This window comes from Rummeliibacillus sp. BSL5 (assembly GCF_052928305.1).
Window position 1 is genome coordinate 174425 of the sequence record NZ_JAVGCV010000003.1, and the last position, 14858, is coordinate 189282.

Below are 14858 nucleotides of genomic sequence, written 5' to 3' on the forward strand. Positions count from 1 at the left end.
GGGTGACCAAACTAAAAATTTGAGTCACCCTTTTTATGCTTGTACCTCTTTACACAGTGCTTATCATGATGAGATATCTCCCTCCCCTAGTATTCATCCTATTAAATCCTCTTTGATAATAGATAAAACTAATTTACATTACGTAAATTAAATTAGATGAGATATTTTATTTACTTTCTCTAATCCATCCCCTTCAATTGAATCTATTATCGGTTCAATTAAAAGATCTATATTTTAATTGAACAACGAGATATTGTTTATATTTACCATTTACTTTTTATACTTGATACACTAAAATGTATCTCATAAATCAAAACTAATTTACAATATGTAAATTAGTTTTGAAAGGAAAGTATTAAGCTTTAGCTTTATTACAATCCAAAAAATTATAAATAAAGAGGGTATGGAAAATGAGATTACAAGGAAAAGTAGCGATTATTACAGGGGCAGCAAATGGTATGGGTGCAGCAGAAGCTCGTTTGTTTGCAAAAGAAGGCGCAAAAGTAGTAGCGACAGACTTAAACGAAGAAAAATTAAATGAAGTAGTTGCAGATGTGAAAGCAGCTGGTGGAGAAATCACTGGTATAAAACAAAATGTAGTCTCTGAAGATGAGTGGAAAGCTGTTGTAGCTAAAACAGTTGAGCTATACGGAAAAGTAGACGTACTTGTTAATAATGCAGGCGTTGCGATGAGCAAAAACTTTGCAACTATGGAAATGGACGAGTGGAACCGGGTAATGGATATTAACTTAAACGGTTGTGTTTTAGGCATGAAATACGCTATTCCTGAAATGCAAAAAGTTGGTGGCGGTTCTGTCATTAACATCTCTTCTATCGGAGGCATTGTAGGGATGGCAGGCTCAAGCCCATACACAGCAGCAAAAGGTGCATTACGCTCTTTATCAAAATCCGCTGCTGTTGAATACGGTAAAGACAAAATCCGTGTAAACTCTGTACATCCAGGAATTATTGTTACACCAATGACTGCTCCATCAATGGAAGGTGCAATGCCATATTATAAAATGCATACACAATTACCTTACTTTGGTAATCCAGAAGATGTGGCACATGGGGTAGTATTCTTAGCGAGTGACGAATCACGCTTTATGACAGGTGCAGAGCTTGTGATTGATGGTGGTTGGACTGCTCTTTAATGTATAGGTGGTTAGTCCAAATTAAATCGTGATACAATTGTATTGGGTGATAAATAAATGAAACGTATAGATCCAAGACAATTGAAATCAAAAGAAAAATTGCATGAAGCGTATTTAACAATGCAATTAAAAGGACAAGGCCAGTTTACGATTCAGCAACTGTGTGATACAGCTGAAGTAACTAGGCCTACCTTTTATAAATTATACAAAGATATCCAAGAACTTCGCTTGGATATCCATGAAAGTGTTTTAGCTGAATTAAAAAAAGCATTAACAATTAAAAATCCGAGGCGTTTATCTGAGATTCCTAAGAAAGAAATTCCCGAAAACCTAATGCTGTTGTTTCAACATATTCAAGCGAAGCATATTGCATATGAGACATTCTTTGTTTATCAACCCGATGCAATCTTTATCAATGGCGTAAAAGAAATTATGAAACAATATATAACAGAGGGTATTTATTACGCGCTACAGGATAAAAAGCTGCGTGTAAAGATAGACTTAATTATCTCTTATGTAACCGGAGCTTATGTTGAAAGCATCGTCTTTTGGATCAAAGAAAATTATGAAACAAGCCCAGAAGAAATGGCGAACAGTTTAATTGAAATTTCTATATATGGTCCTTATATTGACTAACACTCTATAGAAGGTTAAACAAAGAGCTAGTACCAAAGAGTTATCCAACAGACTCTTCGTACTAGCTCTTTTATTTTTATCTTTTTTCCATTACAGCAAAGTAATTATTTTCACTATCTGCGAAATTAAATACTCTACCTGAAGGCATATTTACGATTTCTCCGACTGTCACATGTTTGTTTGATAAATCGCTATATAGACCTTCGAAGTTGTTTGAAAAGAACATCAAAGAAGGTGTTCCAAGGTTTAACTCAGGCGACATTTTCGCAATAAGCTCCTTGTTATGGAGGATAATACTTGTTTCAGCTTCTTTGGTTGGAGCAATCTCAATCCATTTCATACCTTGTCCATTATCTTCCTCCGAAATCACACTAAACCCTACTTTTTCTGTCCAAAACTCCTTTGCCTTGTCTTGGTCGTCTACATACAACATGATTTGACCTACATTGTTAATCATGAATAACACCCCTTTTGTTCGTTTGTTATGCGTTAAACTAGAAGTCTTTGAATTCTACCATTTCCTGAGTATCTCTTCAATAAAGTTATGAATATTCTGAAATATATTGAATAAACTAATCATCCTACAAATGTATTGGCGAAATCACTCAAAATTTTTATCCAACAATAGATCCGTTTGTTCAGCCATAACATGAGTTGAGTAACTATTTAATTTCTCTTATCTCGCTCTGAATCTACTTATTTCTAACACGTAATAACTTAGAGGGAGTATTTTTCACAAAATGCTTTTCAATAAAAGTAAGAACTTCATCGTTTCCTGGTAAGGTGACCTGTTCAATTGCTTCATTAAAACTTAGCCATTTATACTCACTATGTTCATAGTTTAAGTTTACTTTCTGGTCGTCATTCACATACCCTACAAACACCGGTGCCATATAAATATAGTTTTCATAAGGTGAGTAAAATTGATCCAATTTATTTGAAGTATATAATAAAACCTCTGTGATCCCAGTCTCCTCTTCAATTTCCCTAAAAGCAGATTGCCAAGCACTCTCGCCTTCTTCAATACTCCCGCCAATATAACACCATGCATCTTTCAAAATAGAAGTCGCTCGTTTTAGCAAAAGCACTTTATATTCCTCACCAAACATCTTCAATAAAACCACTGCAATCCCCTTACAGCGTACAGGTATTTCGAAATTTTCTTTACTCATTCCAACACCCCTTGTTGAATTTTATTGGTCTCCTTCACAGAACCTCAAACTGCTTATTTTTTCATTAGATATATCAAGTCTATAACCAAATCCGATTAAGGTGAACTTCTTTAGCTTATAAAACACATCAAGATAGATTTAAAATACTGTAAATGAGAATTTATAATGGATTCATATCGTTATTTACAGTCCCTCATTAATTGATGAAACTAACAAAAAAATAGTCTCAAAACATTTTTATTGTAACAAATGAATTTTTATATTAAAGTATTACACATAGATTATCGATAATCTATAATTTATAATCCATAATCAATAACACTCTTAGTTAGCTACTCTATACATTAAACTATGTTAAAATAAAAGGATTAAATTTATTGGAGTGGTTTGATGGGGTTCAATGAAAATCCAATTTCAAAAAAAACAATTTCAGAACAAATAGCTGAACAATTATTATTCCGCATATTTTCAGGCTATTATGAGCAAGGTCAGCGATTGATAGAAGCAGAAATAGCAAAAGAGCTGCAAGTAAGTCATGCGCCTGTCCGTGAGGCTCTTTATCTTTTGCAAAAAGATGGTGTGGTTGAAAAAGTACAACATAAAGGTGTAAGAGTTAAGACTATTTCAGATCAGGAATTGAAGGATTATTTGGAAGCCCTTTATTCTCTTTTGAATTTTGCTCTTACCAGTTGTGAACCGAAATGGAATACCGATTTGCAAAATGAATTAATGCTTCGTTTTGAATCGATGAAGCAAAAAAAGTCAGCTGAGAATATTTATGAATACGTTGTTTCATTTGCTCACTTGTTAGAAGTGTTTTTTGAGGTTTCAGGAAATATTGCGATGCTGCGGTTCTTTAAAGAAACTATATTTGTTACAAATGTAGCAGCTCAAACAAAATGGAAAATGAATCTACTTGAATCCTATCATGAATCCATTTATACCTTTATTAAGTGTATAGAATTGTCGGATTTCGAAAAGGCCCGAATGGCTATTAAAGATGTTATATTATGGCACCATTTTAATTAATTTATGGGGGTAATATATATGAAAGCGGCAGTTTGGCACGGTGTAAAAGATATTAGAGTTGAAGAGGTTGAATTAAGAGCTTTAAGAGAAGATGAAGTGAAAGTAAAAGTAGCATGGGCAGGCATTTGTGGAAGTGACTTACATGAGTATCAAGAAGGACCTGTCTTCATTCCTGTTGATGCGAAAGCTGACTTAACAGGTGAAATGGCCCCAATCACAATGGGTCATGAATTTGCTGGTATTATTGAAGAAGTCGGCTCTAAAGTGACTGACTTTAAATCTGGAGACCGTGTAGTAATTAACCCTACATTAACATATAGAAAAAAACATGAAGATGTCGATCGTTATGATGGGTTTAACTTCATTGGATTGCATGGAGACGGTGGATTTGCGGAATATGCCAATGTTCCTGTCACATCGTTACATCGTTTACCAGAAAACCTAACATTACAAGATGGCGCGTTAGTAGAACCAATGGCTGTTGCAGTCCAAGCTGTGAAAGATGCAGGCGTTACTTTAGGAGATTCAGTTGCAGTGTTCGGTGCTGGACCAATTGGGTTATTTACAGTAATTGCTGCTAAAGCTTCAGGTGCAAGCAAAATTATCGTATTGGATTTATCTGATAGCCGATTAGAAAAAGCAAAAGAATTAGGTGCAACACATGTTATTAACTCAGGCAAAGAAGACCCTGTAGAAGCAGTTCGTACAATTGCTGCTGACGGGGTGGATGTATCCTTTGAAGTGGCGGGCGTTGCTCCTACTTTTAAACAAGCAATTGATGTAACTAAACCACGTGGTAACATGATGATAGTCTCAATTTTTGCAAGACCAATCGAATGGAATCCAATTCAACTTACAAACACCGGTGTAAATATCTTATCTTCCATTGTTTACACACCTTCAATTTTCCAAAGAACAATTGATGCAATGAGTACTGGTCAACTAAATCCACAAGGTATCATCACAAGTCAAATTAAACTAGATGAAATTGTTGATAATGGATTCGTAACGTTAACGAACGACAAAACTCAATCAAAAATCCTAGTTGCGATGAGTGGCGAAAAATAATATATTGAGAGATTAATATATATCTAAGCTAAAAAAGAGCACAGCTGAAATAGCTATGCTCTTTTTATATTTCCTGTGCAAATATTCACATTCTAATGATGATATGATATTTACCATAGAAGTGGGGATTCTTTAATTTACTTTTTTCTTATATTAATATTCCATGTTTCTATTTAATCACAATGCTACCATCTTCCGTTACAGTTAAAAGTATAATAGTACCATCGCAAATAATATGGGTTTTCTTATCATACCTTGGTAGCTCAATTTTAATATCACCAGCACTTGAAGGTACTGGATTAGATATGGAAATTGTGTAGAAGTGTACTAAAAGAAGGAACTAAATTTACTATAACATTTCCTCTTTTAACTAGTTGCCAACAAAAAATAAATAACTATAGAAATACTATATAATAAAACATATAAACGGATTGAATAATTTAGACATAAGAAGGTGACATTCAAATGCTTTTATCTGCAACAATTACTAAACAGCCCATTTCAGGAAAATATCCAGAACAAATTTTTGTTGCCCCTTTCTCGACTGCAGAGTGGACTTGGGTGAAATTCGAAGATGAGAATTACAATGAGTTTTATGGTCAATTTCAAGGCAAACCTAACACTGTCGCCCTTTCTCCTAAAAACAAATTTTGTTATGTTCTTACAGATACATTTTTATATGAGATTAATTGTGAAACCCTATCAAATTATCAAGTACTTGACTTCTGCGAAAGGGGTCTTTCAATTACCAATGTAACCTTTTCTCCAGATGGAAAGCCGCTATTTTCAGACTACTATACAATTTTTACAATCACTAAATCAATAGATGAATTAGTTCAACGAGAGAATTCTAAACTTATAGAGAACTCTATACCTGTAGGTTATATTCAATTTAATAATTGGGAAGGTCATTTACTTCACATAAACGCTGAAACATTTCTTGAAGGACAACCTATAAAATTGATTTTAGATGCTACCACTACGCGTATCTTTGAAAATAAGGAAAACCTTTAAAACGTATTCTCTTAACATTTTAAAGATTTTTTCGTTAACCGCACTTACTTTTATAACGGTTTATCAATGTAAGTAAATGCGGTTTTAAATTATTTTTTTAGCGTAATTGTGCTACCTCTTCTAACAAATGAATAAATTTTTTCTTCCCTTTTTCACTATTTTGTAGACGTGAAACGAAAATATGACTTTGAAGATACTTTCTTACTTTTAAATTTACATAAAAACTTTTGTGATGACGTTCATCTATATATAACTCATTAAACCATGCTAATTCTCTGAGCTTTTCTATGTTTCTATCGATTTTCCTTGTATTTAAGCTGCTATTAGACGAACTAACTAAATCCATTGAAGTGAATAAACTTATAATTATTCCAAACAAATTAATGATTGCTAACTAAACCTATCCAATGAAGAATTTCTTCATACTATTCGATCTTCAATCTTTTTTCTCATTGTATTATAAAACCAACTAAAAAAGGAGTCTTAATATGAGTAACTTATATTGGTACACTTCTAGCTGCAAACAGCATGTCCATTTTTCTAGAATCGTTATTTCATCAAAAGGCTTTTTCTTAGCGGAAGAAAAAGTTTTACTGCCGAACTTTAAACAGTTTATTTTCAAAAGAAATTCAGAGTTTATTCAGGTTATCTTGTATGAGAGTGAAATACATCAAGAAATATATTTATTCGTACAGGAATGTTCTTTAAAGAATCGGTTTATAGATAAACTACAGTCAAAGGACTTTTCTTCGTTTCACCAAGACATGTTTATTACGGACAATGAACCTTTGAAAATGATTGCGCAAATCGAAGCATCAATAAAATATTTTGAAGAAGAAGAAACTTTACACATTTATGGTCAAAAAATGTGGCATGATAACGCATATATCGTTGGTAATCGAGCTGCTCTTCAAAGACTACGAGATCAAATTACGCAAGCGCTTCAATACGGAGAGAAAAAAGATGTGTTTTTCCCAAATGATGGTGAAGGCTATGATTTATATGTAGCATGCGTTAATGATCAATTCAATTGGGAGAACCTAGAAGCTCCTTACCATGACACCGAAATCTTTGAAAAGCGTAAACATCCCATTAAAGCGTTTAACAAATATAAGATAGATGGGTAACACAAAAAAATACAAAAAAATCATATTAAAATATCCAATTGAAAACTGTATAGACTCCAACTAATGTAAAAGTAATTATTAAAATTATTATGGATAGGCAACCAAAAATCACCGGTTTATGATTATCTTCTTTTGGTTCATCTGATTCTTCTATTATTTTTTCTTTTACTTTATGTTGTATTGATAATAGTTCTGGGTCTAATTCCAGTCCTCTTAAAATTTCAATGTCACCTTTATACTTCAAGGCTCTGGCTATTTTATTAATGTCCTTCCCCATGGAGTTTTCGAATACAATACACGCTTCTATCATTCTTGGAGTCTTATTCTTTTCTAAATACCAGTATCGACCAGCCATTGCAGGGTACTTTAATTTAAAATAAATGTCTCCTAACATTTTACGGAGATCTAATTCATTAGGGAAAGTTGATATTAAACCATGTAATCTATCCCTTGCTTTCCCCAAATCATCATTTTCAATATCTTCTTCTATTCGTTTTAAAGTCTTAGCTATTTTCTTTTCTATTATGAACGCCCTCTTTTATGGAAATTACTCTTTTTCTAATTAGTTCATGATGGTATTTTTATATATTATACTATTGCATTATTTTAAGTTTAATCTGCAAAAACTAAAATCAATTAAATAAATCCTAAAAAGGGTCAGCTGCCAATAAGCTGTCGTTTCATAGTGTTTCTAGAAAAGCGCCCTGTATTGGAATAACTGTAAAGCTATTAAAGCTTTTTAAAAGCTGCGTTTCCCTGCCCAGGCTCCTTGCATTTTACTGAGGAATACAATTTGCCCAATATGATATGCGTTGTGCATTGCTAAACTCTTCAGTTCAAGCATTAATGGATTGTCATCAGGAATCGGTCTATACAAGTCTTGTAGTTCTGATTTTGCTAGTATTTTTTCAAGTTCGCGATGAATAGAAAAGTATTCTTGTTTTGTTTTCTTCCAATTTTGAAAGGTCTCAGATGGTAATCGATAAGTAGCATCATTATTTTCTGCCTTTGGTTCATTTGCTGTTTCACCAAGAAAGCGTAACAGAATTCTCTTTTCATAGAAAAGTAAATGACAAACTAATTCCCAAATGGAATGTGCCCCTTCAACGGGTTTCCAAATTGCCTGTTCCAAAGTAATATTCTCTAGTACTTTTTCAAGTGTTGGAAACCATTCTTCTTTATCTAAGCAGCTTGCCCATTGTTGTAACAAAAGTGTCCTTACATCCATTTTCTATTACCTCCAATATTAATCCCTTTATATTGATAATCCCTTTTACCCTACCTTCATTTTCTGCCTGTTGTTTGGCATAACATACATTTCGAGATAAACCACAAGATTACCTCCCTTACAATTCCACCCTCAGGCCCGATTGTGGAATAACTCTTAATATGATTATTAAATTAAGCTACGCCATTAGTTCAATAAAAACGAATGAATTAATACTTAGAGTTTATTGTTAATACTTCTAAACTTACTTAATTTCATTACTATGCAGGTTGCAACGGCAATTCAGTTAATTACAACTTTAATCGCAGCAGTAATGTTAAAGAATTATCAATCTATAAAGCGCCAAGCAATCCAGCCTGAATATTGAATAAGAAAATCCGTCTAAAAAGGGTTTTTAATCATCTTTTTTCAAATTATCAATCTTTATTATAAACCATTAAAAGGAAAATTTAGTTAACATTCAATTGACTTCTACATAATCTTGATGCCATTGTTGTTAGAACAAAAAGGCTTGATCCAATCAATCGAACCAAGTCTTAGAAAATGATTGTTTTATCAAACCTACTTAGAACGCCTTTCGTTTGTATATAACAGTCGTAGTCCCCCAAGAAATTAAATAGAGTAACATGATAAGAAGTGTCGCTCCTATATATAAAAACGGGACGGATAAACTATTAATAAAATCAGTTATTGCTGTTAAATGTTCAGCTAAAAACAATACAATAGCCGGTCCAATAGCAGCTAAAAGGAGAAAGCTAATCATTACAACTGCTGAAATATAACCTGGTTTAAATATATGAAATAATGGAAAGGTAATTGCAGCAAATAATAAGAATAAGCTACTGCCAATCGCAATATCAATCATCGTGAATGGTTTATTGAAAGCAAATAATGCTAGACTTGTCACACCAATTGCTATAACCATATAAACAATAGCACCTAGATAACGTGATGCGATAATTTCCGTTCGTGTATAAGGTAAGGAATTTAATAATATGTTTGTCTCTACTTTTTCATCGTATGCATACGTATTAAAGGGAATAAAAATACTGGCAATGAGAAAAATCAAAGCTGGATGTGAGTCCATAATTATAAAGAATAAGATAAAAGGAATAAATATTAATAATTGCCTTTTCTGTAGGATGACATCACGCCTGATTAAATTAAACATGATGGATACCACCTTTCAAGTAATACATGATATCTTCCAGAGAGGCGCGTTCAATGACAACTGTGTCTCCGAAAGTATTTTTCACTTCTTTAATATTATCAGTTAATGCTTCAAAACCCATTGATGAGCGATGAATATGAACAAGGACCTTTTCAGTGTCTCTATCCAGAAGATTCACTCCACCTTTAACAAGTGCATAGTTTTCAGCTACGTTGTGAATGGACTGATTAAATACTAATTCCCCATTCTGCATAAAAGCTATATAATCTGCAATACGGTCTAAATCTGTTGTAATATGCGTAGAGAAGAAAATGGTACGATTATCTTCAATCATTAATTCCTGTAAAAGATCCAATAGCTCTCTTCTGAAAATTGGGTCTAAGCCTGCTGTTGGTTCGTCCATGATAATCAGCTCTGCATGATGTGAAAGTGCTATAGCCAATGAAGCTTTCATTTGCATTCCTTTTGAGAAAGTTTTGATTGGTTTATTAAGCGGTAATTTGAATTGATCAACATAACGATAAAATAACGTATCATCCCATTGTTTATAAGCTGGTGCAACTATGCGCTTTATATCTTTTATATTTAGCCCTTCAAAAAAAATATTACTATCGTAGACAAAACCAATTCTTTCTTTGATAGCTTTCTCATGTGACTTGTAATCCAACCCGAAAAGCTTAACTTCTCCGGCATCTGGCTTTAATAGATTCATCATCATCTTTATTGTGGTTGACTTACCAGCTCCATTTTCTCCAATGAATCCAGTCACAAAACCTTGCTTCACTTGTAAATTAATATTTTTAACGGAAAACTCTTTAAATTGCTTTGTTACATTTTTTAATTCAACCACATTTTCCATTCATTTCACTCCTCATATAAAATCTTCAATAATTGCTGCAATTCATCAAATGACAAGCCAATTTCTCTGCTATTCGTTATGACCGCACTTAGCTGCTCCTCAATGACCTTTAGCTTCTTCTCTCTTATAACCTCTAAATTTTGCTCTGAGACAAAAGAACCTTTCCCGACAATGGAATAGATAAAGCCCGCCTTCTCCAATTCCTCATAGGCGCGTTTCGTCGTTATAACACTAATTTGTAAATCCTTTGCGAGGTTACGCATGGAAGGTATTGCTGAACCCTCCATAAGTTCACCTGTTAAAATAGCCGACTTTATTTGATTCGTAATTTGTTCATAAATTGGCTCCTTTGAACTGTTGGAAATAATAATTTGCATGCTAATCCCTCTTCTTTATTTTTCTGAAAACATACTAGAAATAATGTCATGAACTGCTTGAATCAGTATAACAATAACGTGAATTGTCATGAACATATTAAAAAATGGAAAGGAATAAGGGGCAATCCATTTAGTAAAGAGCTTCAAGTCCAAAATCCATCTTGCTAACCTAGCAAATAAGTTATCACTATCGTTTATGTTTGGTTCCAGGAAAGTACCGTCAACGACGATAAAAATCAGTTGAACAATAAAAAATATACCAATGGTGATTATCCAGCGTTTTCCTAGATTAATTTTATGAGTTTTTTCTATGCCTTCTATTCGAAACACATCTCCTCTCTTAAAATGTTAGTGTGTTGGTTGTTACTCCTTCATTAATTGTCATTGATGAACGAGTACACATAATTAGCCATATCCCTATATAATGTATATATAATATATACACATTATATACATATATGAGATGTTATGCAATTCATTATTTGAAAAGAAAGAAAATTCCGTTTCTATCAAGGGCCTGTTTATTTTTTGTTCGATATGCATTACGTTTTACCTGAAAAGCAAAACAATATAAGGGGATTGTGAAATCTTCATATTCGATATTACAAGAGGAGGACCTACTCGAAAAAGCTCAATAAGAAAAAGCATCAAATTCAAAAAGAGCTTGAATAAACTCAATTTGAAATTGACGCTTTAAAACAAAGACTCAGCTACATGAAAAAGTATCCGAAAGCGAAGAAGGAATATCCATATTACACCTTCGTGAACCTCTTACAAATAGAATAAAAACTATATAGAAGGGCAACTAGCCATGGTTAATTGTCTTCTTTTAAAATAAGTGTGCTACACAATCTACATACGTGGAGTGTAAGTCGCAACACATTAATGCTGGTGGGTTTATAAAGAATAATCCATTTTTATGATCCTAATTAAAATTCTATTTTATTTTACCACTTCGATTTTGCCATTATTAGATTTTAAATCAACAAGATTTTCGCCCTTTCCAATGACTGTATTCCCCTCATATTTATCGAGGATGTTGATACTTCCATTGTCGGAGGATACTTTAAAAGTGGTATTAGTCGGTTCCTTCTCCGTTTTAATTGAAATTTTTCCATTGTTGCTTTCTAATTGTATGTTCCGATCTAAGTCCTTTGTAGCGAGCAATATTTTACCATTATTTGCTGAGCCCTTAATATTTCCTTCCACTTCATTAAGATTTAACTTGCCATTTGCACTTCTTACGTCAACGTTTTCTGATTCAATTTTATTTAATTCGATGCGGCCATTATCTGTTTGCACATTCAGATTCTTTACATTCAGCTCCGACATTTTTACTTTTCCATTATCATTATCGATCATAATGGAGTGATACAACTTTTGTGGGACATATACGTATAAATGAGATGATTGTATGTTAAATCCAATATAGAAGGTCCTTTTATCTTTTAACCTAATAATCAATTTCTTTCCTTCTACTTTGGCGGTAAAATCCAACTTAGAAACGTCCACACCTTTTGTTACAAGCTGTACTTTAGTCTCTGTATCCGAAGTGGGGAGAACTTCTACACTTGCATTATCAGCGGAAATTTGGATTTCCTCTAACAAATCAGAACTCACCTTTTTCTCTGACGTAATTTCTTCCTGAGAATATTGTGACAATGTAAAGTAACTGCCTACACCACCAATTAATAATAAAAGCAGGGCAAGAATTGATAACTTTTTATTCATACTTTATCCCTCTTTTCACAAAAGTAATGTTATATTTCAAGTAACGAATAAATCCATTAGTTATAGCTTTAGTCGCAACAAACATCCCCATCGCTATGAATATTCCAATCCCACAAAGACAAAGCGATAAGAACATATCAGCTACTCTAAATTGACCAATAAATAGATTAATTATGATTCCGAGTGGTGAAAGAATGAATGCTGCAGAAACTAACCACCCTGAAATGACAAGGCATACCAAAGTTAAAAAAGGTGCGAAGACAATAAGGAAATTGAAGAATCCCAATCCAATCACAGCCCAAACTGCGCTTGTAATATTTCTTGCAGAAGTCTTTTGTTCGACCATATCAAGATGATAGGAAGCCAGCAGCTCCTTCGCAATTTTTTTTGGTTGGCCAAGGGATGTTGCGATTTCTTGCTCCGATTTCCCCTTTTCGATTCCTATTGAGAAGTACTCCTCATAATCTTGCAGTATATCCTGTCTTTCTTCTAAAGAAAGCTTTTTTAGAGAACTTTCTAACTGCTTTAAAAAATGCTCTTTGTTCATTTGCGTACCCCTTCCTCAATTAATTGATTTACGCCATTAGAAAACTCTTTCCAATCTGTCAGCAATTCGTAAAGATATTCCCGCCCTTTATCGGTTAGTTTATAATACTTACGTGGTGGCCCTTCTGATGACTCTTGTAAATATGTCGTAAAGTATTCCTCTTTTGTCAATCTTCGTAACAGCGGATAAACGGACCCTTCCGATATTTCAATCTGATCAGAAATTTCTTGAACAAGCTCGTATCCATACCGGTCTTTCTTATCAAGCAACACAAGCACGCATAGTTCCAAGATGCCTTTCTTAAATTGTACATTCAATAAACCGCAGCTCCTTTATGGTATATGTAAGTACTACTACACATTAAACAGTACTGAACAAAAAATAATAACTCCTGTAATGTAATTTACTACACGCTACTGTACATTGCAAGGTACTAAAATAAAAAAACACTTAAAACTGTAAATAAATTTCAGACTGATTGAAAGCAAAATTCATCTTCTTGTTATTTGCGTTTTACAATTGTGGCTCAGTTCACGTTTGGTAACTTTTCATAAAAGAAGCGTACTCCATATTATGGACCGATTGTTAATCAAGCCTAAATACCGCTATAAAACTGGAGCTGTTCCGATAGTTCAATAAATTCAACAAATCCTTTTCTACGCAACAAAAAACGGATTTCAAAATCAGAAACCGTTTTTCGTAAATTATTATACTAACTCCAACCAAACGACTGCTTCAGAATGTGCGAGGTGCATGTGGAAATACATTGATGCTAATGGGAATTATATAGACTCGGTTCTTGTTTTAGTGGGATTTAGCCTATTTCCCCTTATACTTTTGTAACTGAAATAATCTATAGTTGTAGAAGGAAACAAACTCTTATTTCGCAATTGCGCCCGATTATTTAAGATTACTATCCTCAAAACCGATTCATAAATCATATGAATGTATATTAACGAAATAAATATTCGTAATGTTATTTCTTTCAATGATTTCCTTCACTTTTTCTGTCACAATGATATTTCCTTCCCAATTATCATAGTAAAACATGTCTGAACCATCCCATTTATCCCATTTGTCTAAGTTGATTGATAATCCTTTTTGTCCTTCAAGGTTTTCGGGAGTGACTCTATGACAGACTGGACAATTAGGTATTTCATCTCCATTTAAATCTGTTAGAAGTCCACTTCTTCCATAAACATCTAATTGTTTTAAATCTGTAGTTAGTAAATTTCCCTTTTCATCATCTATTAAAATATCTTTAAATCGAATACCTGTTATCTTGTTATCTACAAGAACTTGCATGAGTTTTGGACTTACAGTATGCCATTTTACAATTCGATAATAGTCAGCCATATCCCCTTTTCCATCAAAAGAGATAACAAGCGGACCATTATTTTCGCTATTATTTCCTTCACAAACTTCACATGTATAGTTAGTAATATTCTTGTTGTTCCAATAAGCTGTTGTAAATCCTTCATCAAAATTATCTTTTAATGCATAAAATCCCATTTTTCTTTCTCCTCTAAAACTAAAAGTGTTTATTCAAATTTATTAAGAGCTAATTTATTAAGAGCTTGATAAGTATTATTAAAAAAATATTTTTTTGATTGATCCCCGAAACCTGTAATTAAAAGTAACAGATGTTGCATTTGCCCCGGTCTTGAAATCTAATATCTTTTTAACCCACTCTTCATTATCGCTTGTGGGGCATATGGGAATTTAACCGGCCTTAATAGCTTCAG

At 33.2% G+C, this 14858-nt stretch carries 18 protein-coding genes; 6 read left to right on the top strand and 12 right to left on the bottom strand.

Translation table 11 applies throughout. The features are described 5' to 3' along the window. Positions 1-410 precede the first annotated feature (410 nt). Together RCJ93_RS12510 and RCJ93_RS12515 are read left to right on the top strand one after the other, a co-directional pair. Positions 411-1154: an SDR family NAD(P)-dependent oxidoreductase gene (locus RCJ93_RS12510; RefSeq protein WP_446739175.1), complete on the top strand. Its 744-nt coding sequence runs from the start codon at positions 411-413 to the stop codon at positions 1152-1154. Positions 1155-1211: 57 nt separating this feature from the next. Beyond that, entirely contained in the window at positions 1212-1790 is a 579-nt protein-coding gene (locus RCJ93_RS12515) for a TetR/AcrR family transcriptional regulator (protein WP_392996922.1), read from the top strand. Positions 1791-1866: 76 nt separating this feature from the next. Here RCJ93_RS12515 and RCJ93_RS12520 read toward each other — a convergent pair whose 3' ends face one another. Both RCJ93_RS12520 and RCJ93_RS12525 read right to left on the bottom strand, forming a co-directional pair. Beyond that, positions 1867-2247, bottom strand: a complete 381-nt coding sequence (locus tag RCJ93_RS12520) for a VOC family protein (RefSeq protein ID WP_446739176.1) — start codon at positions 2245-2247, stop codon at positions 1867-1869. 235 nt (positions 2248-2482) lie between these two features. Then, positions 2483-2962 carry an NUDIX domain-containing protein gene (locus RCJ93_RS12525; protein ID WP_150285249.1) on the bottom strand — a complete coding sequence of 160 codons (480 nt, stop codon included), beginning with the start codon at positions 2960-2962 and terminating at the stop codon, positions 2483-2485. A gap of 390 nt (positions 2963-3352) precedes the next feature. On the opposite strand from RCJ93_RS12525, the gene RCJ93_RS12530 reads away from it, so the two are divergent. The 4 genes from RCJ93_RS12530 (at position 3353) to RCJ93_RS12545 (ending at position 7200) form a co-directional block, all read left to right on the top strand. Continuing rightward, positions 3353-3991, top strand: coding sequence for a GntR family transcriptional regulator (locus RCJ93_RS12530; RefSeq protein WP_446739177.1), 639 nt, complete (start codon positions 3353-3355; stop codon positions 3989-3991). A gap of 18 nt (positions 3992-4009) precedes the next feature. Beyond that, positions 4010-5059: a 2,3-butanediol dehydrogenase gene (locus tag RCJ93_RS12535; protein ID WP_446739178.1), complete on the top strand. Its 1050-nt coding sequence runs from the start codon at positions 4010-4012 to the stop codon at positions 5057-5059. Between the two features lie 465 nt (positions 5060-5524). Further along, a complete protein-coding gene (locus tag RCJ93_RS12540; protein ID WP_150285252.1) occupies positions 5525-6073 on the top strand; it encodes a hypothetical protein in 549 nt (182 codons plus the stop codon). Between the two features lie 488 nt (positions 6074-6561). Continuing rightward, positions 6562-7200: a hypothetical protein gene (locus RCJ93_RS12545; protein ID WP_251647937.1), complete on the top strand. Its 639-nt coding sequence runs from the start codon at positions 6562-6564 to the stop codon at positions 7198-7200. 25 nt (positions 7201-7225) lie between these two features. On the opposite strand, the gene RCJ93_RS12550 is transcribed toward RCJ93_RS12545, so the two are convergent. The 10 genes from RCJ93_RS12550 to RCJ93_RS12595 all read right to left on the bottom strand — a co-directional run bounded on the left by RCJ93_RS12550 (position 7226) and on the right by RCJ93_RS12595 (position 14625). Next, a complete protein-coding gene (locus RCJ93_RS12550) occupies positions 7226-7726 on the bottom strand; it encodes a DUF6584 family protein (RefSeq protein ID WP_446739214.1) in 501 nt (166 codons plus the stop codon). Positions 7727-7939: 213 nt separating this feature from the next. Continuing rightward, complete coding sequence (locus tag RCJ93_RS12555; RefSeq protein WP_150285255.1) at positions 7940-8428, bottom strand: DinB family protein; 489 nt, start codon at positions 8426-8428, stop codon at positions 7940-7942. A gap of 565 nt (positions 8429-8993) precedes the next feature. Then, on the bottom strand, positions 8994-9599 hold the full coding sequence (locus tag RCJ93_RS12560; RefSeq protein ID WP_446739179.1) for an ABC-2 transporter permease: 606 nt from the start codon (positions 9597-9599) through the stop codon (positions 8994-8996). Beyond that, positions 9592-10458, bottom strand: coding sequence for an ABC transporter ATP-binding protein (locus tag RCJ93_RS12565; protein WP_446739180.1), 867 nt, complete (start codon positions 10456-10458; stop codon positions 9592-9594). Before RCJ93_RS12565 ends, RCJ93_RS12560 begins: the two co-directional genes overlap by 8 nt. A 5-nt stretch (positions 10459-10463) precedes the next feature. Next, positions 10464-10835: a GntR family transcriptional regulator gene (locus tag RCJ93_RS12570; RefSeq protein ID WP_392996937.1), complete on the bottom strand. Its 372-nt coding sequence runs from the start codon at positions 10833-10835 to the stop codon at positions 10464-10466. 15 nt (positions 10836-10850) lie between these two features. After that, the gene (locus RCJ93_RS12575; RefSeq protein WP_446739181.1) at positions 10851-11165 is read right to left on the bottom strand and encodes a YfzA family protein; all 315 of its coding nucleotides are present in this window, start codon (positions 11163-11165) and stop codon (positions 10851-10853) included. Between the two features lie 612 nt (positions 11166-11777). Beyond that, on the bottom strand, positions 11778-12566 hold the full coding sequence (locus tag RCJ93_RS12580; protein WP_446739182.1) for a DUF4097 family beta strand repeat-containing protein: 789 nt from the start codon (positions 12564-12566) through the stop codon (positions 11778-11780). Further along, the gene (locus RCJ93_RS12585) at positions 12559-13113 is read right to left on the bottom strand and encodes a DUF1700 domain-containing protein (RefSeq protein ID WP_446739183.1); all 555 of its coding nucleotides are present in this window, start codon (positions 13111-13113) and stop codon (positions 12559-12561) included. Before RCJ93_RS12585 ends, RCJ93_RS12580 begins: the two co-directional genes overlap by 8 nt. Further along, positions 13110-13430 (bottom strand): PadR family transcriptional regulator, encoded by a 321-nt coding sequence (locus tag RCJ93_RS12590; RefSeq protein ID WP_066790021.1) that lies wholly within the window; start codon positions 13428-13430, stop codon positions 13110-13112. The genes RCJ93_RS12585 and RCJ93_RS12590 overlap by 4 nt, the downstream gene beginning before the upstream one ends. Positions 13431-14043: 613 nt before the next feature. Beyond that, complete coding sequence (locus RCJ93_RS12595; RefSeq protein WP_446739184.1) at positions 14044-14625, bottom strand: hypothetical protein; 582 nt, start codon at positions 14623-14625, stop codon at positions 14044-14046. Positions 14626-14858 lie beyond the last annotated feature (233 nt).

Coding starts and splice junctions, on each gene's coding strand:
- RCJ93_RS12510 (WP_446739175.1), top strand. CDS start 411: ATGAGATTACAAGGAAAAGTAGCGATTATTACAGGGGCAGCAAATGGT.
- RCJ93_RS12515 (WP_392996922.1), top strand. CDS start 1,212: ATGAAACGTATAGATCCAAGACAATTGAAATCAAAAGAAAAATTGCAT.
- RCJ93_RS12520 (WP_446739176.1), bottom strand. CDS start 2,247: ATGATTAACAATGTAGGTCAAATCATGTTGTATGTAGACGACCAAGAC.
- RCJ93_RS12525 (WP_150285249.1), bottom strand. CDS start 2,962: ATGAGTAAAGAAAATTTCGAAATACCTGTACGCTGTAAGGGGATTGCA.
- RCJ93_RS12530 (WP_446739177.1), top strand. CDS start 3,353: ATGGGGTTCAATGAAAATCCAATTTCAAAAAAAACAATTTCAGAACAA.
- RCJ93_RS12535 (WP_446739178.1), top strand. CDS start 4,010: ATGAAAGCGGCAGTTTGGCACGGTGTAAAAGATATTAGAGTTGAAGAG.
- RCJ93_RS12540 (WP_150285252.1), top strand. CDS start 5,525: ATGCTTTTATCTGCAACAATTACTAAACAGCCCATTTCAGGAAAATAT.
- RCJ93_RS12545 (WP_251647937.1), top strand. CDS start 6,562: ATGAGTAACTTATATTGGTACACTTCTAGCTGCAAACAGCATGTCCAT.
- RCJ93_RS12555 (WP_150285255.1), bottom strand. CDS start 8,428: ATGGATGTAAGGACACTTTTGTTACAACAATGGGCAAGCTGCTTAGAT.
- RCJ93_RS12560 (WP_446739179.1), bottom strand. CDS start 9,599: ATGTTTAATTTAATCAGGCGTGATGTCATCCTACAGAAAAGGCAATTA.
- RCJ93_RS12565 (WP_446739180.1), bottom strand. CDS start 10,458: ATGGAAAATGTGGTTGAATTAAAAAATGTAACAAAGCAATTTAAAGAG.
- RCJ93_RS12570 (WP_392996937.1), bottom strand. CDS start 10,835: ATGCAAATTATTATTTCCAACAGTTCAAAGGAGCCAATTTATGAACAA.
- RCJ93_RS12580 (WP_446739182.1), bottom strand. CDS start 12,566: ATGAATAAAAAGTTATCAATTCTTGCCCTGCTTTTATTATTAATTGGT.
- RCJ93_RS12585 (WP_446739183.1), bottom strand. CDS start 13,113: ATGAACAAAGAGCATTTTTTAAAGCAGTTAGAAAGTTCTCTAAAAAAG.
- RCJ93_RS12595 (WP_446739184.1), bottom strand. CDS start 14,625: ATGGGATTTTATGCATTAAAAGATAATTTTGATGAAGGATTTACAACA.